Origin of the sequence: Demequina soli (genome assembly GCF_000971195.1) — a bacterium.
Taxonomy (GTDB): Bacteria; Actinomycetota; Actinomycetes; order Actinomycetales; family Demequinaceae; genus Demequina; species Demequina soli.
In genome coordinates this window covers 536,692-555,957 of sequence record NZ_BBLZ01000001.1, presented here as the reverse complement: position 1 = coordinate 555,957, position 19,266 = coordinate 536,692, and the positions used below count along the sequence as shown (strand labels likewise).

The 19,266-nt window shown below is 71.9% G+C and carries 17 protein-coding genes and 1 tRNA gene; 9 read left to right on the top strand and 9 right to left on the bottom strand.

Annotation, left to right across the window (positions count from 1 at the left end; all coding sequences use genetic code 11):
- Nucleotides 1-6: 6 nt before the first annotated feature.
- Nucleotides 7-396: a large conductance mechanosensitive channel protein MscL gene (mscL, locus tag AOM04_RS02665; RefSeq protein WP_062461829.1), complete on the bottom strand. Its 390-nt coding sequence runs from the start codon at nt 394-396 to the stop codon at nt 7-9.
- 108 nt (nt 397-504) lie between these two features.
- Entirely contained in the window at nt 505-1,101 is a 597-nt protein-coding gene (locus AOM04_RS02660) for a TetR/AcrR family transcriptional regulator (protein ID WP_062462358.1), read from the bottom strand.
- 107 nt (nt 1,102-1,208) lie between these two features.
- On the opposite strand from AOM04_RS02660, the gene AOM04_RS02655 reads away from it, so the two are divergent.
- The 7 genes from AOM04_RS02655 to pth all read left to right on the top strand — a co-directional run bounded on the left by AOM04_RS02655 (nt 1,209) and on the right by pth (nt 9,219).
- Nucleotides 1,209-1,280, top strand: a tRNA-Gln gene (locus AOM04_RS02655).
- A gap of 135 nt (nt 1,281-1,415) precedes the next feature.
- On the top strand, nt 1,416-2,978 hold the full coding sequence (gene glmU / locus AOM04_RS02650; RefSeq protein ID WP_082104299.1) for a bifunctional UDP-N-acetylglucosamine diphosphorylase/glucosamine-1-phosphate N-acetyltransferase GlmU: 1,563 nt from the start codon (nt 1,416-1,418) through the stop codon (nt 2,976-2,978).
- Nucleotides 2,975-3,955 (top strand): ribose-phosphate diphosphokinase, encoded by a 981-nt coding sequence (locus tag AOM04_RS02645; protein WP_062461826.1) that lies wholly within the window; start codon nt 2,975-2,977, stop codon nt 3,953-3,955. Before glmU ends, AOM04_RS02645 begins: the two co-directional genes overlap by 4 nt.
- Before the next feature lie 156 nt (nt 3,956-4,111).
- Nucleotides 4,112-6,622, top strand: coding sequence for a sodium-translocating pyrophosphatase (locus AOM04_RS02640; protein ID WP_082104298.1), 2,511 nt, complete (start codon nt 4,112-4,114; stop codon nt 6,620-6,622).
- Complete coding sequence (locus tag AOM04_RS02635) at nt 6,622-7,674, top strand: glycosyltransferase family protein (protein WP_062461823.1); 1,053 nt, start codon at nt 6,622-6,624, stop codon at nt 7,672-7,674. The genes AOM04_RS02640 and AOM04_RS02635 overlap by 1 nt, the downstream gene beginning before the upstream one ends.
- Nucleotides 7,675-7,967: 293 nt before the next feature.
- The gene (locus tag AOM04_RS02630) at nt 7,968-8,561 is read left to right on the top strand and encodes a 50S ribosomal protein L25/general stress protein Ctc (RefSeq protein ID WP_062461820.1); all 594 of its coding nucleotides are present in this window, start codon (nt 7,968-7,970) and stop codon (nt 8,559-8,561) included.
- A gap of 85 nt (nt 8,562-8,646) precedes the next feature.
- Nucleotides 8,647-9,219, top strand: a complete 573-nt coding sequence (gene pth, locus AOM04_RS02625) for an aminoacyl-tRNA hydrolase (RefSeq protein WP_062461817.1) — start codon at nt 8,647-8,649, stop codon at nt 9,217-9,219.
- A gap of 12 nt (nt 9,220-9,231) precedes the next feature.
- Here pth and AOM04_RS02620 read toward each other — a convergent pair whose 3' ends face one another.
- Nucleotides 9,232-9,852 carry a hypothetical protein gene (locus AOM04_RS02620; protein ID WP_062461814.1) on the bottom strand — a complete coding sequence of 207 codons (621 nt, stop codon included), beginning with the start codon at nt 9,850-9,852 and terminating at the stop codon, nt 9,232-9,234.
- A gap of 194 nt (nt 9,853-10,046) precedes the next feature.
- On the opposite strand from AOM04_RS02620, the gene AOM04_RS02615 reads away from it, so the two are divergent.
- Together AOM04_RS02615 and AOM04_RS02610 are read left to right on the top strand one after the other, a co-directional pair.
- Nucleotides 10,047-10,799 carry an HAD family hydrolase gene (locus AOM04_RS02615; RefSeq protein ID WP_082104297.1) on the top strand — a complete coding sequence of 251 codons (753 nt, stop codon included), beginning with the start codon at nt 10,047-10,049 and terminating at the stop codon, nt 10,797-10,799.
- Nucleotides 10,796-13,312 (top strand): glycoside hydrolase family 65 protein, encoded by a 2,517-nt coding sequence (locus AOM04_RS02610; RefSeq protein ID WP_062461811.1) that lies wholly within the window; start codon nt 10,796-10,798, stop codon nt 13,310-13,312. Before AOM04_RS02615 ends, AOM04_RS02610 begins: the two co-directional genes overlap by 4 nt.
- A gap of 150 nt (nt 13,313-13,462) precedes the next feature.
- Here AOM04_RS02610 and AOM04_RS02605 read toward each other — a convergent pair whose 3' ends face one another.
- The 6 genes from AOM04_RS02605 to AOM04_RS02580 all read right to left on the bottom strand — a co-directional run bounded on the left by AOM04_RS02605 (nt 13,463) and on the right by AOM04_RS02580 (nt 19,265).
- Nucleotides 13,463-14,197 (bottom strand): amino acid ABC transporter ATP-binding protein, encoded by a 735-nt coding sequence (locus tag AOM04_RS02605; protein ID WP_062461807.1) that lies wholly within the window; start codon nt 14,195-14,197, stop codon nt 13,463-13,465.
- Nucleotides 14,194-15,060: an amino acid ABC transporter permease gene (locus tag AOM04_RS02600; protein ID WP_062461804.1), complete on the bottom strand. Its 867-nt coding sequence runs from the start codon at nt 15,058-15,060 to the stop codon at nt 14,194-14,196. The genes AOM04_RS02605 and AOM04_RS02600 overlap by 4 nt, the downstream gene beginning before the upstream one ends.
- Nucleotides 15,061-15,078: 18 nt before the next feature.
- Nucleotides 15,079-15,951 (bottom strand): ABC transporter substrate-binding protein, encoded by an 873-nt coding sequence (locus AOM04_RS02595; protein ID WP_062461802.1) that lies wholly within the window; start codon nt 15,949-15,951, stop codon nt 15,079-15,081.
- 112 nt (nt 15,952-16,063) lie between these two features.
- Nucleotides 16,064-16,489: a cupin domain-containing protein gene (locus AOM04_RS02590; RefSeq protein WP_062461799.1), complete on the bottom strand. Its 426-nt coding sequence runs from the start codon at nt 16,487-16,489 to the stop codon at nt 16,064-16,066.
- Nucleotides 16,486-17,790, bottom strand: coding sequence for an amidohydrolase family protein (locus tag AOM04_RS02585; protein ID WP_062461796.1), 1,305 nt, complete (start codon nt 17,788-17,790; stop codon nt 16,486-16,488). The genes AOM04_RS02590 and AOM04_RS02585 overlap by 4 nt, the downstream gene beginning before the upstream one ends.
- Nucleotides 17,787-19,265 (bottom strand): adenosylhomocysteinase, encoded by a 1,479-nt coding sequence (locus AOM04_RS02580; protein ID WP_062461793.1) that lies wholly within the window; start codon nt 19,263-19,265, stop codon nt 17,787-17,789. Before AOM04_RS02580 ends, AOM04_RS02585 begins: the two co-directional genes overlap by 4 nt.
- Nucleotide 19,266: the final 1 nt, after the last annotated feature.

Below are 19,266 nucleotides of genomic sequence, written 5' to 3'. Positions count from 1 at the left end.
GCGGCCTCAGGCCCGGTCGCGCAGCGCGTCGCGGATCTCGGCGAGCAGCTCCACCTCGGTGGGCGCGACGGGCTCGTCCACGGCGGGCTCGTCCTTCTTGCGGCGCGCCGCAAGGGCGTTGAGCGGCGACACGATGAGGAAGTACACGGCCGCCGCCACGGCGAGGAAGTTGAGCAGCGCCTGGAGGATCAGGCCGATGCTGAACGTCGACTCGTTGATCGTGAAGCTGAGGACCCCGCTGATGTCGTTCTTGCCGAAGATCGCGGCGACGAGCGGGTTGATGATGCCGTCGACGATCGACGTCACGAGGCTGCCGAACGCGGCGCCGATGACGACGGCGACCGCCAGGTCGACCACGTTGCCCCGCATGATGAAGTCCTTGAAGCCCTTGATCATGGCTGTCCCTCCCCTGAGACGCTGCGGACGCCCGCGCGGCATCCTGGTTCGCACCCTACGACGCCGCGGTCCTTCCGCGCATTCCCAGGGACGATGCGCGGCATCGGGTCAGGCGTCCGGCAGGTCGGGCCGGCGCTCGAGCGAGGACAGGCCGTTCCACGCGAGGTTCACCATGTGCGCGGCGACCACCTGCTTGGAAGGCTCGCGCACCTCGGCCCACTGCTGTCCCGCGAGCGCGACCATCCCGACGAGCATCTGCGAGTACACGGGCGCGACGGCCGGGTCGAGGCCGCGCTTCTGGAACTGATCGGCGAGGAGGCCCTCGACCTGCGCGCTGACGTCGCCCAGCAGCGACGAGAACGTGCCGGAGGTCTGGGCGACCGGGGAGTCGCGCACGAGGATGCGGAAGCCGTCGGGGGAGTCCTCGATGTAGCCCAGCAGCGCGAGCGCGGCGCGCTCGACCAGCTGGCGCGGGTGGGCGCGGGTGGCGAGCGCCCCGGTGAGAGCGTCGAGGAGTCCCTGGACCTCGCGGTCGACGATCACCGCGTACATGCCCTCCTTGCCGCCGAAGTGCTCGTACACCACGGGCTTGGAGACGTCGGCGCGCGACGCGATCTCCTCGACGGACGTGCCCTCGAAGCCCTTCTCGGCGAAGAGCGCACGACCCACGGTGAGCAGCTGCTCGCGGCGCTCGCGCGCGGTCATGCGGGAGCGGGGGGTGCGGCGGGGCTCGACGGTCACGGCTCAAGTGTGCCGTGAATCCTGGCAGACTTGACGCCCGGGGTCGGCGCGCCTCTCGCGAGCCGCCCCGTTCCGCCCTGGTGTAACGGCAGCATGCGGGCCTTTGGAGCCCTGCGGTAGAGGTTCGAATCCTCTGGGCGGAGCGCTGCGAATCCCCGCCGCGGGACCGACGAGCCGCGGACCTGGGACCTTGCGCACGAAGGCCCGTTCACCGAACGTTAGACTTGCCGGGTCCAGCCTTCCGCCCCCGCCGGGGGACCGCTACGTGAGGAGATCAGGTGACCCCGACTCCACCCGCAGCCGTGATGATCCTGGCCGCCGGGGCGGGCACGCGCATGAAGTCGGCCACGCCCAAGGTGCTGCATCGGATCGCCGGCCGCTCGCTCGTCGCCCACGCGCTCGCCGCCGCCGCCGAGCTCGACCCGGGCCGCACCGTCGTGGTCGTCCGTCACGAGCGCGAGGCCGTCGCCTCCCACGTGACCGAGGTCGCGCCGCACGTGCTGGTCGCCGACCAGGACCACGTGCCCGGCACCGGCAGCGCCGTGCGCTGCGGGCTGTCCACCCTCGACGCCACCACGGTCGCCGCGGCCGTCGCCGCCGGGGGCGCGGACATGGCCCACCTCGACAGCCGGATCCAGGGCTCGATCGTCGTGACGAGCGGCGACGTGCCGCTGGTCGACGGCGTCCTCCTGTCGATGCTGGTCGAGGCCCACGATGCGCAGGGCAACGCGGTGACCGTGCTCACCGCCCGGGTGCCCGACGCGACCGGCTACGGGCGCATCGTGCGCGACGGGTCGGGCGCGGTGACGCGCATCGTCGAGCACAAGGACGCCTCCGACGCCGAGCGCGCGATCGCGGAGATCAACGCCGGCATCTACGTCTTCGACGCGGCGCGGCTGCGCGACGCGCTCGCGCACCTCACCACCGACAACGCGCAGGGCGAGCTGTACCTCACCGACGTGCTCGCGCTCGCCCGCGAGGCCGGCGGCCGGGTCGGTGCGCTCGTCGCCCCCGACGCCGCCGCGGTCGAGGGCGTCAACGACCGCGTCCAGCTCGCGAACGCGGGCGCGGCGCTCAACCGCCGCATCGTCGAGGGCTGGATGCGCGCGGGCGTCACCGTCGTCGACCCCGCGACCACGTGGATCGACGCGGACGTCACCCTGGACGCGGACGTCACCCTCCTGCCGGGCACCCAGCTGCACGGCGCCACGCGCATCGGCGCCGGCGCGACCGTCGGCCCCGACACCACGCTCACCGACGTCGAGGTGGGCGAGGGCGCGACCGTCACCCGCACGCACGGCTCGGGCTCGCGCATCGGCGCCCGCGCGACCGTCGGTCCGTTCTCGTTCCTGCGGCCGGGCACGGTGCTGGGCGACAAGGGCAAGATCGGCGCGTACGTCGAGACCAAGAACGCGACCATCGGCGCGCACTCCAAGGTGCCGCACCTCAGCTACGTGGGCGACGCCACGGTGGGCCGGCACTCCAACGTCGGAGCCGGCACCATCTTCGTCAACTACGACGGCGTGACCAAGTCGAGCTCGATCGTGGGCGACCACGTGCGCATCGGCTCGGACAACACCCTCATCGCCCCGGTCGAGATCGGCGACGGCGCCTACACCGGCGCCGGCGCGATCATCCGCCACGACGTCCCCGCCGGGGCGCTCGCGCTCAACGCCGTCCCGCAGCAGGTCGTGGACGGCTGGGTGGAGCGTCGCAGGCCGGGCTCGCCGTCGGCCGAGGCGGCCAGGGCAGCGCAGGACGCAGACGCCACCCGCGGACTATCGTCGGGTGCACAGGAGGAGCGAGCGGCCGCGGCCGCCGACCAAGAGGGAGAAGCATGAACGCCGTGATCTCGAACCCGAGCGAGCGCCGCCTGGTCCTCGCGAGCGGCCGGGCGCACCCGGAGCTCGCGGACGCGGTCGCCGAGCACCTCGGGATCGACCTCCTGCCGACGACGGCCTACACGTTCGCCAACGGCGAGCTGTACGTCCGCTTCGGCGAGTCGGTGCGCGGCGCCGACGCGTTCGTGCTGCAGTCGCACGCGGCGCCCATCAACGAGGCGATCATGGAGCAGCTCATCATGATCGACGCGATGAAGCGCGCGTCGGCCAAGCGCATCACCGTGATCATCCCGTCCTACGGCTACGCGCGCCAGGATAAGAAGCACAAGGGTCGCGAGCCGATCTCGGCGCGCCTCATGGCGGACCTGTTCAAGACCGCGGGCGCCGACCGCGTCATGTCGGTCGACCTGCACACCGCGCAGATCCAGGGCTTCTTCGACGGCCCCGTCGACCACCTGTGGGCGATGCCGCTGCTCGCCGACTACGTGAAGAGCCGCACCGAGCCGGGCAACCTCACCATGGTCTCGCCCGACGCCGGCCGCGTGCGCCTCACCGACCAGTGGTCCGACCACCTGGGCGCGCCGCTCGCGATCATCCACAAGCGTCGCGACCCCTCGGTGCCCAACCAGGTCAAGGTCCACGAGCTCGTCGGCGACGTCAAGGGCCGCACGTGCGTCCTGGTCGACGACATGATCGACACGGGCGGCACCATCGTCCAGGCCGTCGAGGCGCTGTTCGAGAACGGCGCCAAGGACGTCATCGTCGCCGCGACCCACGGCCTGCTGTCGGGCCCCGCGGTCGAGCGCCTGTCGAACTCCGGCGCGTCCGAGGTCATCGTCACCGACACCCTCCCCATCCCGGAGGAGAAGCGGTTCGAGAAGCTCACCGTGCTGTCGATCGCGCCGCTCATCGCGCGCGCCGTCCGCGAGGTCTTCGACGACGGCTCGGTCACGTCGCTCTTCGACGGCGCCGTCTGACGCCACCCTCTCGCGAACGGGGCCCCGCATCGGGACGATGCGCGGGCCCCGTTCCGCGTTCTCCGGCCCGTCTGGGCCCAAGGTCACCCGCGGCCCGCCGCCGCCGCCCCTAGGTTGCGGGAAGGTCCCCACGACCGTGATCTTCCAGGGGTAAGAATGTTCCAACGGCGGAACCTGTCCACCTTCGCGCGGCGCTCCGGCGCCGCCGTGCTGGCCGGCGCGGGCGTGCTCGCGCTGTCCGGCTGCGACCACATCAGCGGCGGCGAGGCCAGCCTCGAGCTGCCGGACCTGTCGGGCGTCACCGTCGGGGGAGGAACCTCCGGGACGGCGCTCCTGGTGGGCGGCCTCCTGGTGACCGTGCTCGGGCTCGCGTTCGGCTTCACCGTGCTGGGGCAGATCCGGCGCCTGACGGTGCACTCCTCGATGCGTGAGGTGTCGGAGCTCATCTACGCGACCTCCAAGGCGTACCTGGTCCAGCAGGGGAGGTTCCTGCTCGGCCTGTGGGCGGTGATCGCCGCCGTGATCGTCCTGTACTACGGCGTCCTCGTCGGGTTCTCGTGGGGCCGCGTCGCCGTGGTGATCGCCTTCAGCCTCATCGGCATGGCCGGCTCGTACTCGGTCGCGTGGTTCGGGATCCGCGTCAACACGTACGCCAACTCGCGCACGGCGTTCGCGGCGCTCGGCGGCAGGCCGCTGCCGGTCCACCGCATCCCCCTCAAGGCGGGCATGAGCATCGGCATGGTGCTCATCAGCCTCGAGCTGCTGATGATGCTGGTGATCCTGCTGTTCCTGCCGCGCGACATCGCGGGCGCGTGCTTCATCGGCTTCGCGATCGGCGAGTCGCTCGGCGCGGCCGCGCTGCGCATCGCGGGCGGCATCTTCACCAAGATCGCGGACATCGGCTCCGACCTCATGAAGATCGCGTTCAAGATCAAGGAGGACGACGCGCGCAACCCGGGCGTCATCGCCGACTGCACGGGCGACAACGCGGGCGACTCGGTGGGCCCCTCCGCCGACGGGTTCGAGACCTACGGCGTCACGGGCGTCGCGCTCGTCACCTTCCTGCTGCTCGCCGTCCACGACCCGGCCGTCCAGGCGACACTGCTCGTGTGGATCTTCGCGGTGCGCGCCGTGATGCTCATCGCCTCGGTGCTGTCCTACCTCGCGAACGACGCGTGGGCGCGCCGCCGCTACGCGAGCGCCGACCGCATGGACTTCGAGCGCCCGCTCACGTCGCTCGTCTGGCTCACCTCGGCCGTGTCGATCGCGGCGACCTACGCCTCGGGGGCGTGGCTCATCGGCGACCTCGGCGACGGCCTGTGGTGGAAGCTCGCCACGATCATCAGCTGCGGCACCCTCGCGGGCGCCCTCATCCCCGAGCTGGTCAAGGTGTTCACGTCGACCAACAGCCGCCACGTGCGCGAGGTGGTGAAGAGCTCGCGCGAGGGCGGCTCGTCGCTCAACATCCTGTCCGGCCTGGTCGCCGGCAACTTCTCGGGCTACTGGCTCGGCATCGTCATCGTGGCCCTCATGGGCGCCGCGTACCTGATCTCCGGACTCGGTCTCGACGAGATCATGCTCGCCCCCGCGGTGTTCGCGTTCGGCCTGGTCGCGTTCGGCTTCCTCGGCATGGGCCCGGTCACCATCGCGGTCGACTCGTACGGCCCGGTCACCGACAACGCGCAGAGCGTGTTCGAGCTGTCCGTCATCGAGGACCTCGACGGCATCGACGCCGAGCTGCAGCGGGACTTCGGGATCGCGCCGCAGTGGGACATCGCCAAGCGCATGCTCGAGGAGAACGACGGCGCCGGCAACACGTTCAAGGCCACCGCCAAGCCCGTGCTCATCGGCACGGCCGTGGTCGGCGCGACCACCATGATCTTCTCGATCATCATCTCCCTCACGGACGGCCTCACCACGGGGATCGAGAACCTCTCGCTGGTCCACCCGCCCTTCCTGCTGGGCCTCATCGCGGGCGGCGCGACCATCTACTGGTTCACGGGCGCCTCGATCCAGGCGGTCACGACCGGCTCCTACCGGGCGGTCGAGTACATCAAGGGCACCATCAAGCTCGATGGCGTCACCAAGGCCTCGACCGAGGACTCCCGCCGCGTCGTGGAGATCTGCACGCAGTACGCGCAGCAGGGCATGCTCAACATCTTCCTCGCGGTGTTCTTCGCGACCCTCGCGTTCGCGTTCGTCGAGCCGTACTTCTTCATCGGCTACCTCATCTCGATCGCGCTGTTCGGCCTTTACCAGGCCATCTTCATGGCCAACGCGGGCGGCGCGTGGGACAACGCCAAGAAGATCGTCGAGGTCGACCTCCACGCGAAGGGCACCCCGCTCCACGACGCGACGATCGTCGGCGACACCGTGGGCGACCCCTACAAGGACACCTCGTCGGTCGCGCTCAACCCGGTGATCAAGTTCACGACGCTGTTCGGCCTGCTCGCGGTCGAGCTCGCGGTGGGCCTCGCGGACCAGGGCAGCCAGACCCTCGTCTACGTGCTCGCCGGCGTGTTCTTCGTCGCCTCCGCCCTGTTCGTCCACCGGTCCTTCTACGGCATGCGCATCACGGCGTCGCTCGAGGGCGACGACGAGCCCGAGCGGCCGGCGGACGATGCGCCGGTGGCCCCGCGCGAGGCCGCCCGGGTGGCGGTGGACTGATGACCGGGATCGCGATCCTCAGCGACGGGGTGACCGTCGCCGAGGGTCGCGTCGCGGGGCACGATGCGCGGGCCACCCTGGTACGCCGCCTCCAGCGGCTCTTCCCCGGGGCCGAGCTCGTGGGCCCGCATCCGCGGCGCGCGGACGGCTTCGACGTGGTGCCGCTCGAGCTCGTCGACCCGCGCGACACCGTCGTGGTCAACATGGACGTGGTGACGTCGCCCGCGGTGTGGCGCACCCTGGCCGCCACGGGCGCCGAGCCGCGGCTCATGAACTTCGTGTGGTGGAGCACGTCGCAGTTCACCCACCCCGTCCAGCGCGCGTCGCTCGCGCTGTCGTGCGCGCTGTTCCCCACCTTCGCGAACTCGCGGCGCACCGCGACCGAGGTGCGCGAGATCGTCGACGCGCTCACCGTGCCGCCGCTCGCGGAGCGGGCGCGCCTCGACTGGGCGAACCTGGGCATCCGGCTCGACCACGTGCAGCCGCGCGAGGAGCCCGCGGTGCCGGTGGTCCTCTACCCGGCCATCCGGCTGTCCGAGCGCAAGCGCCCCGAGCTGTTCCTCGACGTCGTCGAGAGGGTGCGCCGCCGCACGCCGATCCGCGTGGAGATGCGCCTCGAGGAGTCGCATCTCATCTCCGAGCAGGCGATCCGCCTGTCGCGCCGGGACTGGGCGTGGGTGGGTCCGCTCACCGCGACGCGCGAGGACTACTACTACCGGCTCGCGCGCACCACGGCCTTCCTCGCGACCGCGCGCGACGAGTCGTACGGCCTCGAGTACGTCGAGGCGATGGTGGCCGGAGCCATCGGCGTCTTCCCGGACCGCCCGTGGTCGCGCGCGATCCTGCCCGAGCGGTACCCGTACCTCTACGAGGACGCGGCCGAGGCCGAGCGGCTCCTCCTGCGCGCGGTGACGGACGCCGCCGCGTGCCGGGCCGAGCTCGACGCGGTCGCGGGCGGGGACTTCGTGGGCTGGCTGCGCGGCCGCCACGACGACTCGGAGTTCGAGGAGCGCCTCGCCGCCACCGTGGCCCGCTGGTTCCCTGCCGCGTGAGCAGCCGGGTCAGCGGCGGCGTGCGCACCCCGACCGTCCCCCACACGAGCACCGCGATGTGAACGCTCGCCCGATGCAACTCACGGGGCGAACCTCGACGTGAGCGCCGCGATCCGCAGATCCGGTGTGGAGGACGGTCGTGGGTGAGTGGCCCCGACTGGCGCATCGTCCTCGGAACCACGTATACTCGTCCGGTTCCTCGGCGAGGCTGGGATTCGCACCCGGCGTGATCGACGCGGCAGATGCGAGAGCCTGCCTTGCCCTGGCCCCATCTGACGTTAGAGGAGACCCGCATGTCCGACCAGATCACGCTCGCCGCCGAGACCCGCACCGAGTTCGGCAAGGGCTTCGCCCGCCGCGCCCGCGCCGCCGGCAAGATCCCCGCCGTCATCTACGGCCACGGCTCCGAGCCCGTGCACATCTTCCTCCCCGGCCACGACACGATGATGGCGCTCAAGCACTCGAACGCCCTGCTCAACATCGAGCTCGACGGCAAGTCGGAGCTCGTCATCGTCAAGGACGTCCAGACCGAGCCGGTCCGCCGCATCATCGAGCACGTCGACCTGCTCATCGTGAAGAAGGGCGAGAAGGTCGCCGTGGACGTCCCCGTCCACGTCGTCGGCGAGTCCTTCGCGGGCACCATCCACGTGCTCGAGCACGCGTCGCTGCACCTCGAGGCCGAGGCGACCCACCTCCCCGAGGTCATCGAGGTCTCCGTCGAGGGCCTCGAGGACGGCGCCAAGATCCACGCGTCCGAGATCGTGCTGCCCAAGGGCGCCGTGCTCGTGACCGAGGGCGACACCCTCGTGGTCTCCGTCTCGACCCCGCGTGGCGCCGGCGCCGCCGAGGGCGAGGCGGCGGAGGCCACCGAGACCGCCGCGGAGTAATCTCACACCGATGCACGCCCGGCTCGCCCGACTATGGGCGCGCCGGGCGTCGTCGTCTGATCGCACGAACGAGACGGAGGCGCGCGTGAGCGACCTGGTGATCGGCCTGGGCAACCCCGGCCCCGAGTACGCCGAGACGCGCCACAACATCGGCCAGATGGTGATCGACGAGCTCTGCCGCCGGGGCTCCTCGTCCCTGTCGGTGTCGAAGAAGACCCACACCCGCAACGCCACCGTGCGCCTCGCGGGCCGTCCCGTCGTCGTCGGCGTGCCGATGTCGTACATGAACGTCTCGGGCGGCCCCACGTCGTCGCTCGCGAAGTACCACTCGGTCCAGCCGACCGACGTCATCGTCGTCCACGACGAGCTCGACATCCCGTTCGGCACCGTGAAGATCAAGCGCGGCGGCGGATCCGCGGGCCACAACGGCCTCAAGGACGTCACCAAGGCGCTCGGCACCCCCGACTACGTGCGGGTGCGCGTGGGCATCGGCCGCCCGCCGGGCCGCATGGAGGCCGCGACGTTCGTGCTCAAGCCGTTCTCCGCGGCCGAGCGCAAGGAGCTGCCGTTCCTGGTGGACGATGCGGCGGACGCCGTCGAGGCGATCCTCGAGTCGGGCGTCGAGGCGGCGCAGATGAGGTTCCACACCAAGGGCTGAGCGCGCCTCCGGCTAGTCGACGACCGTCGCGCCGAGGTGGCGCGCGAGGTCCGTGCCCAGCGTCATCGCCTGCGCGGCGGACAGCGTCAGGCCCCGCAGCGCCGCGGGGTCGGCCACTGTCCCGAGCGCGGTGCGGGACACGTCGAAGTCCTCGACGCTGCCGCGCGAGGGCACCAGCTCGTCGATCGAGCCGCCCACCACCGTCACCTCGCGGATCTTCGAGCCGCCGAGGTCCAGCAGCCCGATCTGCGAGTCGACGATCTCGAGGCGTCGCACCTTGGAGTCCCGCAGCGACAGCACGTCGATGCGCGAGGCGACGATGCGATGCACGGACACGTCCGAGCCGTCCATGAGCAGCGCGCCGATCCGCACGCCCTCGAGCCGTCCCGAGAAGACCGTCGCGCCGGGCACGGCGAGCGTCGCGAACGACGAGCCGATCACGGTGGTGCCCGTCGAGCGCAGGCCCGGGAACCGGCACTCGTCGCCCTGGGTGTCGCTCACCATGCACTCGATCAGCGCGACCGAGGCCGCCTCGAGGTCGCCCAGGACGCCGCCGTCGAGATGACGGTTCTCGAGCACCGCGCCGGACACGACGTCCTCGGCTCGCATGGGGTCGAGCGCCTCGGTATCCACCCGACCACTGTACGGCGCGGGGGTCCCGATGCCGGGCCGGGAGGCGCATCGTCCCCGGTCCCGGCCCGTCCGGGAGGGGTGGTGGCTAGTATCGAAGGGACGTGACGCGGCGCCGCTGGGCATGCTCCGGAGGGCGCGTGCGTTCGAGCGGATGCCGGGCATGCCGCCCGAGACACGAGCTGGAGGGAGACCCCGTGACGACCGAGACCAGCCCCTGGCGCCTGCCGCAGGTGCCCGACGCGAGCTTCGCCGCCGCGCTGTTCGATCTGGACGGCGTGCTCACGCCGACCGCGGACGTGCACATGGATGCGTGGCGGCGCATGTTCACGGACTACTTCGAGTCGCACGGCATCACCCCGGCCTACACGGACGACGACTACTTCACGTACGTCGACGGGAAGCCCCGCTACGACGGCGTGCGCGCGTGCCTTGCATCGCGCGGCGTGCACCTCCCCGAGGGCACGCCGGACGATGCGCCGGGCACCGAGACCGTCTGCGGGCTGGGCAACGACAAGAACGAGGCGTTCGCGCGGATCCTGCACGACGAGGGCGTCACGCCGTACGCGGGCTCGGTCGCGCTGATCGAGCACCTCGAGGCGATCGGCTGCGCGATGGCGGTCGTGTCCTCGTCCAGGAACGCCCCCGCCGTGCTCGAGGCCGCCGGGCTTGCGGACCGCTTCGTGCACGTGGTGAGCGGCCAGGTCGCCGCCGACCACGGCATCGCGGGCAAGCCGGCTCCCGACACCTATCTCTATGCGGCCGAGCTGCTGGGCGTGCCCAAGGAGCGCGCCGTGGTGGTCGAGGACGCCATGTCGGGCGTCCAGGCCGGCAGGGCCGGGGCGTTCGGCCTGGTCGTGGGCGTGGACCGCGGCGCGGGTGCCGAGGAGCTGCGCGAGGGCGGGGCGGACATCGTCGTCGAGGACCTGAGGGAGCTGGTGCAGGGATGAAGGCGGCGCAGCGGGCGCTCGGCGACACGAGCGCGCCCGACTACGTGGACGAGCTGCGGTTCCCCGCGGACCCGTGGCGGCTGATCGAGACCGAGTTCGGCGCCGAGGACCTGGGCACCACCGAGACGCTGTTCTCGGTGGGCAACGGCTACCTGGGCCTGCGCGGCAACATCGAGGAGGGCCACGACGCGCACGCGCACGGCACCTTCATCAACGGCTTCCACGAGACCTACCGGATCCGGCACGCCGAGGAGGCGTACGGCTTCGCGCGGACCGGCCAGACCATCGTCAACGTGCCCGACCCCAAGGTGATCCGGCTGTACGTCGACGACGAGCCGCTGCTGCTGTCCATCGCGGACCTGCCCGAGTACTCGCGCACGCTCGACATGCGCACGGGCGTGCTCACGCGCGACCTGCTGTGGCGCACACCCGCGGGCAACCGCGTGCGCGTGCGGTCGCGGCGCATGGTGTCGTTCACCCAGCGCCACCTCGCGATCATGCAGTTCGAGGTGACGCTGCTGGACAAGGAGGCGCCCATCGCGATCTCCTCGCAGCTGCTCAACCGGCAGGCCGGCGCCGACGAGTACCGATCGTCGCCCGGCGCCACCGCCGGCTTCGACCCGCGCAAGTCGGAGTCCTTCAACGAGCGGGTCCTCGAGCCGCGCATCCACCGCGCCCACGGCGATCACCTCATGCTCGGCTACGAGGCGGTGAACTCGGGCATGACGCTCGCGGTCGCGATGGAGCACTCGTACGAGTTCGACGGCGACGTCGCGATCGAGACCGAGATCCAGCCCGACTACGCCAAGCAGGTGTTCCGCTTCCACGCGCAGCCGGGGCGGACGTTCTCGCTGACCAAGGTCGTGACCTATCACACGTCCCGCATGGTGCCGGCGCGCGAGCTCGGCGACCGCTGCCACCGCACGCTCGCGCGCGTGCGGAGCGAGGGCGTCGAGCACCAGTTCGCGGACCAGGAGGAGTGGCTCGCGGACTTCTGGCGGCGCTCCGACGTCGAGGTCGACGGCGACGACCGCGTGCAGCAGGCGATCCGCTGGAACCTGTTCCAGCTCGCGCAGGCCGCCGCCCGCGGCGACGGGCAGGGCGTGGCGGCGAAGGGCGTGACCGGCTCGGGCTACAGCGGCCACTACTTCTGGGACACCGAGATCTACGTGGTCCCGTTCTTCGTCTACACGTCGCCCGGCATCGCCCGGAACGCGCTGCGCTACCGCTACCGGATGCTGCCGAAGGCCGTCGAGCGGGCCGGCGAGCTGGCCCAGCACGGGGCGCTGTTCCCGTGGCGCACCGTCAACGGCGAGGAGGCGTCCGCGTACTACGCGGCCGGCACCGCGCAATACCACATCGACGCCGACATCTCCTTCGCGATCGACAAGTACGTCAAGGCCACCGGCGACGACGAGTTCCTCGCCCGCGAGGGCATCGACATCCTCGTGCAGACCGCCCGCATGTGGGCGGACCTGGGATTCTGGCGCAACATCAAGGGCGACGGGTCGAGCTTCCGCATCCACGGCGTCACCGGCCCCGACGAGTACACGACCGTGGTGAACGACAACCTCTACACGAACGTCATGGCGCGCTTCAACCTGCGCGCCGCGGCGGCGGCCGTGCGCAAGCTCGCGTCCATGTGGCCCGACCAGCACCGCAAGATGGTCGCGCGCCTGGGCCTCGAGGACGCCGAGGTCATCGAGTGGGAGTCCGCCGCGGAGGCCATGGCGATCCTGTGGGACGACGACCTGGGCATCCACCCGCAGGACGCGCTGTTCCACGAGCGCGAGCTGTGGGACCTCGAGAACACCCCGCCGGAGAAGCGCCCGCTGCTGCTGCACTTCCACCCGCTGGTGATCTACCGGTTCCAGGTGCTCAAGCAGGCGGACGTGGTGCTCGCGCTGTTCCTCCAGGGCGACCAGTTCACCGCGGAGGAGAAGAAGGCCGACTTCGACTACTACGACCCCATCACCACCGGCGACTCGACGCTGTCCGGGGTGGTCCAGTCGATCATGGCCGCCGAGGTGGGCTACCACGAGCTCGCGCTGCGCTACTTCTGGGACGGGCTGCTCGTCGACATCGCGGACCTCCACTCCAACACCGCCGACGGGGTGCACGTCGCGTCCGCGGGTGGAGTGTGGTCGGCGCTCGTGCACGGCTTCGGTGGCATGCGCGACTACGGCGGCGTGCTGTCGTTCGACCCGCGGCTGCCCGAGTCGTGGCCCGAGATGCGCTTCCGGCTGACCCAGCGCGGCACCCGGCTGCTGGTGACGCTGCGCCAGCACGAGATCGCGTTCACGGTCGAGGAGGGACAGGGGCTCACCGTGATGGTGCGCGGGCACCGCGTGAGCGTGCTGCGCGGCGAGGACGCGGTGGTGCCGCTGGCCGACCAGGGGCCGCGGCTGCCCGGCGCGCCCGACGCCTCGGCGTTCCACGGCACGCTGCGCGCAGACGGGTCGGTCGTGACGGCGTCGCTGCCCGCGGTGGTCGAGCCCGACGACTACGAGTAGCGGGCTGCCTGACCTTGCCCGACAGTGACCTTGCCCCACACAGGCGGGTCGCTGTGACCGTTCACGCGATGCAGGTCGCGCGGTGAACCTCGACCAGAGGCCCTCCCACTGCAGATCGCGTGTGGGGGACGGTCGCGCGGAGTGGGGGGCTCAGCGGTGCGTGATGCGCGCGAGGAACTCGCGGGTCTCCGGCTGCTGCGGGTCGCCGAAGATCTGGTCCGGGGTGCCCACCTCGAGGGGACGGCCGGCGTGCATGAAGACGATGCGGTCCGCCACCGAGGCGGCGAAGGACATCTCGTGCGTCGCCATGAGCATGGTCGAGCCCTGAGCCTTGAGGTCGCGCACCAGGTCGAGCACCTCGCCGACCAGCATGGGGTCGAGCGCCGAGGTGATCTCGTCGAGCAGGAGCAGCTCGGGGTCGGTGAGGATCGCGCGGACGATCGCGACGCGCTGCTGCTGGCCGCCCGAGAGGCGGTCGGGGTAGTCGTCGACCTTCTCGCCGAGCCCGAACTTGTCGAGCAGCCCGATCGCGCGGTCGCGCGCGACGTCGGCGTCGGTCCCGTGGACCTTGCGGGCCGCGAGCGTGACGTTGTCGATCACGCGCATGTGGGGGAACAGGTTGAAGTGCTGGAACACGACGCCGATGCGGGCGCGCACCTTGTCGACGTCGACCGTCGGCTCGGTGATGTCGTCGCCGCTGAGCAGGATGCGGCCGTCGTCGACGCGCTCGATGAGGTTGATGGTGCGCATGAGCGTCGACTTGCCCGAGCCGGACGCTCCGATGACGACCACGACCTCGTGCTCGTCGACCGTGAGGTCGACGCCGCGCAGGACGTGGTTGTCGCCGAACAGCTTGTGGACGTTGTCGAGCTCGAGGACGCTCACACCGTCCCTCCGATCTGCTCGCGGCGGGCCATGCGCGCCTGGACCGCGTCGGTGAGGCGGATCATCGGGAAGCTCAGCGCGACGAAGAGCAGGCCGGCGACCACGTAGGGCGTGAAGTTGTAGGTCTGCGCGGTGACGATCTGCGCGGCGCGGACCGCGTCCACGGCGCCGAGCACCGAGATGAGGCCCACGTCCTTCTGCATCGACACGAAGTCGTTCATGAGCGCGGGCACCACCTTGCGCAGCGCCTGCGGGATCACCACGAGGCGCAGCGTCTGCGCGTGGGACAGGCCCAGCGAGCGGGCCGCGATGCGCTGCGACGGGTGGACGGCCTCCATGCCGGCGCGCAGCACCTCGGCCACGTAGGCGGAGTAGCACAGCGAGATGCCGACGGTGCCGAGCACGGCCACCGAGATGCGGCTCTCGGGGTTGAGCGCCGGGATCCCGAAGCCGACCAGGTACAGCACGATGAGCACGGGCAGCCCGCGGAAGAGGTCCGTGTAGCCCGTGGCGAGGGCGCGCACCGGGAACCACACGGGCCCGCGCAGCGAGCGCATCACCGCGAGCAGCGTGCCGAGCACCGCGACGACTATCGTCGCGAAGAACAGCACCCGGATGTTCAGCCACAGGCCCTCGAGGACCTTGGGGAACGCCTTCCTGGCCACCTCGGGGCTGAAGAACTGCTGCTGCACGCCCTCCCAGCCCGGCGAGCTCACGATCGCCCACCACGCGAGGGCCGCGAACGCGACGGTCGAGAACAGCGCGATGAGGACCGAGCGGCGGGAGGCTCGCTTGCGCGCGAGGCGGCGCTCCAGCTCGAGTGAGCTGGGCTCCCAGGCCTCCACCGCCGCCCGTTCCGTCATCGTGCGCCTACCTCGGGGTTACTTCAGGACCGGGACGTCGACCGCGGTCGACAGCCACTGGGTCTGGAGCGAGTCGAGCGTGCCGTCCTCGCGCAGGGCGTCCACCGCGGCGGTCGCGGGCGCCGTCAGCGACGAGCCCTTGGGCAGGACGATGCCGAACTCGTCGCCGCCGGTGCTGTCCGCGAACTGGCCGACGATCTTGCCGTTCTCGAGCTCGACGGCGGAGAGGTAGAAGGCCGACGGCAGGTCGATGACGAACGCGTCGATCTGGCCCGAGGTGAGCGCCAGCACGGCGTCCTCGGACGAGTTGAACACGGCGAGGTTCTGGTCGCCCAGCACCTCGGCGGCCACCGTGTACGAGGTGGTGCCGGACGGGACGCCGATCTTGAGGTCCTTGAGCTCCGCGACCGTGGTCGCGTCGGCGGCGGCCGAGCCCTCGACCGTCACCACGGCCTGCGTGGTCGTGTAGTACGGGCTCGTGAAGTCGACGGCCTGCTTGCGCTCGTCGGTGATCGAGAACTGCTGGATGTTCATGTCCCAGTCCTTCGCGCCGGGCGCGATGGCCGAGTCGAAGCTCGAGCGGACCCACACGACGTCGTCCTTCGAGAAGCCCATCTGCTCCGCGACGGCGTACGCGACGGCGGCCTCGAAGCCCTCGCCCGACGCGGGGTCGTCGTTGACGACCCACGGCTCGTAGGCGGGCTCGCCGGTCGCGATGGTGAGCTTGCCCGGGGTGAGGGTCTCCAGCTCGGCGGCGGACGATGCGGTGGCGTCGGTGGACGCCGACGTCGAGGCCTCCGAGTCGGACGACGTGGAGGAGCAGCCCGCCATCATCAGCGCGCCCAGGGCGGTCGTCGCGAGAAGGCCGGCGCGCACACGTGTGCTGGTCATGGATGCTCCTTGGAAGAGTTGGGGGAGGGGACGGCCACCGCTGGCCGTGCGGGCACAGTCTACCGGCCACGATGCGGGCGATGCCGCCGCATCGTGAGACGCGGGGATGCGCCTACGCGAGCCGCCAGTCGGCGAAGTCGAAGCCGGGGGAGACCACGCAGCTGACGAGCGCCTCCGCGTCGCCCGCGAGGCGCGCGGCCTGCCACGTGCCCGCCGGCACGAGCACCTGCGCGACCTGGCCCGATGCCAGGTCGGGGCCCATCACCAGGGTCTCCGGCGCATCGTCCGGGGTGTCACCCGACCCGCCGAGGCGCAGCTCGAGCGCGCCGGGGCCGTGCCATAGCCACATCTCGTCGGAGGTGACCACGTGCCACGCGCTCTCCTCGCCGGGGGTGAGGAGGTAGTGGATGATCGTGGCGGCGGGGCGCGCGCCGCCGCCGGTGTCGACGGGGATGCCCGAGGTGTACGTGCGGCGGAACCAGCCGCCCTCGGGGTGGGCCTCGAGGCCGAGCATGGTCGCGGTGGCGGGGATGGTCATGCGAGCGTGGCTCCGGTCTGGTCGGTGAAGGCGGGCGTGGCGTGGCGCAGGCGCCCGCCGATGACGGTGGCGGCGGCGTGGCCGTCGCCGGCGCGGGCGAGGTCCTCGAGCGTGGTCGCGAGGTCGCCGACGGGCACGTCGAGGAACGCCAGGTCGGCGCGCGCGCCCACCGCGAGGTGGCCGGTGCGGTCGGGCCCCATGTGCAGGCCCATCGCGCGCGCGCCGCCGAGCGTGACGGCGGCCAGCAGGCGCTCGGCGAGGTCGGCGCGGTCGTAGCCCTGGCGGCGCGCCATCGCGTGGAGCGCGGCGACGTCGCCCATGGGGTCGAGGGACGGGGAGCTCGACAGCGAGTCCGTGCCCACCGAGATCGGGCTGCCCTCGGTGAGGTAGGCGGCGACGGGCGGCTCGTCGAGCCCGATCACCGCGTTCGAGCGCGGGCACAGCGCCACCGACGTGCCGCGGGCGCGCAGGATCGCGCGGTCCTTCGCGGACAGGTAGACGCCGTGGGCGATGTGGCAGTCCGGGCCGAGCACGCCCAGGTGGTCCACGTAGTCCGTCGCGGACGTGCCGTAGCCGGCAGAGCGCAGCTCGGACAGCGAGCCGAGGCCCTTGGCCTGCCACGGCTCCGCGACGGTGTGGGAGAACTCGCGCTCGATCGCGGACTCGCCCAGGTGGATGTGGATGCGGCTGCCGCGCTCGCGGACGATGTCGGGGATGTCGAGCAGCGGCACGATCTCGAGGGAGTACGGCGCGTGGGGGCTCAGCCCGGTCCCCGGCGGGGTCGGCAGGGCGTCGAGCGCGGCCTCGACCTGCGCGCGTCCGCGCTCGCGCCAGTCGGCGTTGGTCCAGTCCATCACCTCCCAGTAGGTGATGCCGTGCAGTCCCGCGTCGTTGAGCGCGTACATCGCCTCGAGGTCCGTGACGATGTCCGCGACGGCGGTGGTGCCCGCCTCGACGGCCATCCGGGCGCCGGCCGCGGCGGCGGAACGCCAGTCCTGACCGCGGTCGTAGACCGGGTTGAAGGCCTGCGCCCAGTCCTCGAACCCCTGGTAGCTGCCGCGTCCCACCTCGGCCATGCCGGTGTACTGGAGGTGGGTGTGGGCGTTGATGAGCCCCGGCATGAGCACGCCGTCCCAGCGGTGCTCGGTGAACGCGTGCCCGCTCTCGCGCAGCGCCTCGACGACCCACGCGCGCTCGCCGACGTGGACGATGCGGCGGCCGCGCACCGCGATCGCGCCGTCCAGCACGGGCGGCGCGGTCATGGGCAGGACCAGGGCGGCGCTGTAGACGAGGGTGGTCATGCGGACGTCCCCCGGTAGCGGCGCGAGCGCCAGTCGGACGATGCGGCGGCGGAGGCCGCGGGGGCCGTGTCCGTCGGGATGCCGCGCACGAGCGCCGCGGTCGCCGCGACGTGGGCCACCGCGGCATCGTCCAGGGCGTGGACGCCGACGGCGGGGCGGGTCTCCACCAGCCGCCGGACGGCGGCGAGCTGCGTCGCGAAGCTGAGGTCCATGATCTCGATCGGGTTGCCCTCCGCCGCGGTGACGTTGATGCAGCCGCCGCGGTCCAGGATCAGGGTGCCGCGCTCGACGTCGACGTCGAGGTGCGCCACCGCGCGGCCGCCGACCTCGACGGGTTCGAGCGCCGCCTCGTCCAGGTCCACCTCGCCGGGCACGCCACCCGCGACGGCGACGATGCTGCCCAGCTCGATCAGCTCGCGGGTCACGGTGCCGGCGACCCCGGTGCAGGAGATGATCAGGGCGCCGGAGGCGAGGTCCTCGGCGCGTCCCACCTCGTAGCCGTCGTGGGCGGCGAGGAGCGCGCGCAGCGGGTCGATCTCGGCGACGGTCACGTGCGCGCCGAGCGCACCCAGGTGCGCCGCGACCCCGACGCCGACCGGGCCGTAGCCGATGATCAGGACTGGCAGGTCGCGCACCGTCACGTCCGCCTGCTCGATGAGGTCCGCGATCGCGAACACGCAGCTCTGGCCGGTGCCGTAGCGGTTGTCGAACCCGGTCTTGGTGGCCGCGTCGTTCACCGCGATCACGGGCGTCCCCAGGAGCCCGGCCGCCGCCATCGCCCGCAGCGGGGTGAGCCCGGAGGTGGTCTCCTCGGTCACGCCGATCCACCCGTCGACCAGGTCGGGCGCGGCCTCGTGCGCGAGGCGCACGAGGTGCGAGCCGTCGTCGACCACGACGTCGAAGCCGCGTCCCAGCCACGCGAGGGCGGCGTCGCGCTCGGCGGGACCGGCGAGCGTGGGATCGGCGTCCACGGGGACGCCGTGCGCGCGCAGCGCGTCGGCGACCGCGGCGTCGGTCTCGTCGGGGTGCGCGTAGACGGCGACCTCCGCGCCGGCGTCCACGAGCAGCAGCGCGAGGTTCGCGGTCTTGGGCTCGAGCGTCATCGAGACGCCGATCCGCAGGCCCGCGACGGTGCCGGCGGACGCCAGCTCGGCGGCCAGCGCGGTCGAGACCGGCATGTGGGCGCGCGCGAACTCGAGGCGTCCCGCGGCGTCCCCGCGCGAGGCCAGCGGCCGGCCGCCCAGGGCGAGGGAAGCATCGTCCCCCTGGATGTCGATGTCGAGCACGTCGGGGCCCGTCGCGTCGTCCTCGACGAGGCGCGCGCCGAGCGCGCGGGCCATCCCGGCGACGGCGAGGGCGGTGGCGGTGTCGTCGGCCTCGGCGGAGACGCGGACCGGACGCCCGGCGATGAGGAGGTTGGTGTCGCGGGCGAAGCGGCGCAGGATCCGCTCGGCGGTCGCGTGCGGGTCTGTCATG

What these genes read in the sequence shown, in the direction of transcription:
- AOM04_RS02635 (WP_062461823.1), top strand. Translation starts at nt 6,622, where the DNA reads ATGACCGGGATCGCGATCCTCAGCGACGGGGTGACCGTCGCCGAGGGT.
- AOM04_RS02585 (WP_062461796.1), bottom strand. Translation starts at nt 17,790, where the DNA reads ATGACCACCCTCGTCTACAGCGCCGCCCTGGTCCTGCCCATGACCGCG.
- AOM04_RS02645 (WP_062461826.1), top strand. Translation starts at nt 2,975, where the DNA reads ATGAACGCCGTGATCTCGAACCCGAGCGAGCGCCGCCTGGTCCTCGCG.
- AOM04_RS02610 (WP_062461811.1), top strand. Translation starts at nt 10,796, where the DNA reads ATGAAGGCGGCGCAGCGGGCGCTCGGCGACACGAGCGCGCCCGACTAC.
- AOM04_RS02630 (WP_062461820.1), top strand. Translation starts at nt 7,968, where the DNA reads ATGTCCGACCAGATCACGCTCGCCGCCGAGACCCGCACCGAGTTCGGC.
- AOM04_RS02595 (WP_062461802.1), bottom strand. Translation starts at nt 15,951, where the DNA reads ATGACCAGCACACGTGTGCGCGCCGGCCTTCTCGCGACGACCGCCCTG.
- AOM04_RS02600 (WP_062461804.1), bottom strand. Translation starts at nt 15,060, where the DNA reads ATGACGGAACGGGCGGCGGTGGAGGCCTGGGAGCCCAGCTCACTCGAG.
- AOM04_RS02660 (WP_062462358.1), bottom strand. Translation starts at nt 1,101, where the DNA reads ATGACCGCGCGCGAGCGCCGCGAGCAGCTGCTCACCGTGGGTCGTGCG.
- AOM04_RS02580 (WP_062461793.1), bottom strand. Translation starts at nt 19,265, where the DNA reads ATGACAGACCCGCACGCGACCGCCGAGCGGATCCTGCGCCGCTTCGCC.
- AOM04_RS02590 (WP_062461799.1), bottom strand. Translation starts at nt 16,489, where the DNA reads ATGACCATCCCCGCCACCGCGACCATGCTCGGCCTCGAGGCCCACCCC.
- mscL (WP_062461829.1), bottom strand. Translation starts at nt 396, where the DNA reads ATGATCAAGGGCTTCAAGGACTTCATCATGCGGGGCAACGTGGTCGAC.
- AOM04_RS02640 (WP_082104298.1), top strand. Translation starts at nt 4,112, where the DNA reads ATGTTCCAACGGCGGAACCTGTCCACCTTCGCGCGGCGCTCCGGCGCC.